This is a genomic window from Pseudomonas sp. EL_65y_Pfl1_R83 (assembly GCF_963970695.1).
Taxonomy (GTDB): Bacteria; Pseudomonadota; Gammaproteobacteria; order Pseudomonadales; family Pseudomonadaceae; genus Aquipseudomonas; species Aquipseudomonas tritici.
The window spans coordinates 1-979 of record NZ_CAXAQI010000046.1; the positions used below are offsets into that span (position 1 = coordinate 1).

Annotated in this window: 1 pseudogene; it reads right to left on the minus strand. The window is 62.7% G+C overall.

Annotated features, from left to right (window positions below):
- A pseudogene (locus tag AACY08_RS27480) lies at window positions 1–801 on the minus strand (IS3 family transposase); the annotation flags it as partial.
- Window positions 802–979: the final 178 nt, after the last annotated feature.

A 979-nucleotide genomic window follows, 5' to 3' on the forward strand; every position in this document is an offset into this window, starting at 1 on the left:
CCAGATCGCGGTGCAGCCGGTCGCCGACGGCCCACCCGACGACACGGCGGGAGAACAGATCGAGGACCACCGCCAGATAGAGCCATCCCTCCCGCGTCCAGACATACGAGATGTCGACGCCCCATTTCTGGTTGGGTGCCGTCGCCGTAAAATCCTGGTCAATGATGTTCGGCGCGATCGGCCAGCTATGCTCGCTGTCGGTCGTCCGTTTGAATCGACGCTTCTGCCGACCGCGCAGGCCGTTCTCGCGCATCAACCGCGCCGTGCGCCGTCGCCCGATGGCGAAGCCATCATCCTGCAACTCGCGCGTCATGCGCGGACTGCCGTACGTGCCGTTCGACAGCGCAAATGCCGAGCGGACATGCGCCAGCATCACCATGTCATCGCGTTGCCGCCGGCTGGCCGGACGATCCTTCCAGGCGAAATAGCCGCTCTGGCTGACGCCGAGCACCTGGCAGAGGCGGTGTACGGGGAAATCCTTCTTCGCCTGATCGACGAGCGCAAACCTCATCGACTTCCCTCCCGGGCGAAAAAAGCGGTCGCCCGCTTCAGTATGTCGCGTTCTTGTCGAAGGATCTCATTCTCCCGGCGGAGCCGCTTCAACTCGGCTGCCAAATCTGCCTGCGGTGTTTCGCCCGGCATCTCCGTCAACCGATCACGACGACGACCGATCCACCGAACCAGCGTCGACAAACCGACCCCCAGATCTTCCGCAACCTCACGCTGCGTGCGCCCACTGGTCGCCACCAGCCGGACCGCCTCGTCCTCGAATTCCTTTGTAAACCGTCGTTGCTTCGTCATCGAGTTTGCCTTTCACCTCAGGAAAACTCTCCACTTTTCTGAAGCAAGTCCAAGCGGCTGGCCGTCCAGGCGCAGGAGATTGGCGACGCCATCACCCTGATCGATTCCGCATTGTCCCGCATCAACCGAGGCGAGCCGCTCGATGCCGCGACACTTTGCTCGCTGATCCGCGATGGAG